Annotated in this window: 1 protein-coding gene; it reads left to right on the top strand. The window is 62.2% G+C overall.

What is annotated here, in order from left to right; all coding sequences use genetic code 11:
- The first annotated feature begins 16 nt into the window (after positions 1-16).
- The gene (locus JL475_RS39410) at positions 17-337 is read left to right on the top strand and encodes a helix-turn-helix transcriptional regulator (RefSeq protein ID WP_202282983.1); all 321 of its coding nucleotides are present in this window, start codon (positions 17-19) and stop codon (positions 335-337) included.
- Positions 338-392 lie beyond the last annotated feature (55 nt).

Genomic DNA, 392 nt, shown 5'->3' with positions numbered 1-392 from the left:
GGATAGTTTCGAAGTTATGCGAAATGACGAACTGGACGAGTGGTCCAAGGCGCTGGATGGGGTGGCCAGTCCTGTTCGCCGACAGATCCTGCGGTGGCTGCGTGACCCCGTCTCGCACTTCCCACCGCAGGTCGATGGAGACCTGCTCACCGAGGGCGTGTGCTCCGATTTCATTCGGGAGAAGTTGGGTCTGGCCGCGTCCACCACTTCTCGCCACCTGAACCTTCTGACCGAGGCGGGCCTGCTGGTTGCCACCCGCAAGAAGGGGTGGACCTTCTATCGCCGCAACGAGGCGACCATCCACCGATTCACCACTGAGCTGAGGGAGGGACTATGAGCCACCAGAGCCACCCGCACACACCGCAGGCGGACTTGGCATCCCTCAAGGAGCA

Source organism: Streptomyces sp. M2CJ-2, assembly GCF_016757295.1.
In the GTDB taxonomy this organism is placed as follows: Bacteria; Actinomycetota; Actinomycetes; order Streptomycetales; family Streptomycetaceae; genus Streptomyces.
Note: the sequence above shows the minus strand (reverse complement) of the source record. Positions and strands in the feature narration are given on the sequence as shown.

What these genes read in the sequence shown, in the direction of transcription:
- JL475_RS39410 (WP_202282983.1), top strand. Translation starts at nt 17, where the DNA reads ATGCGAAATGACGAACTGGACGAGTGGTCCAAGGCGCTGGATGGGGTG.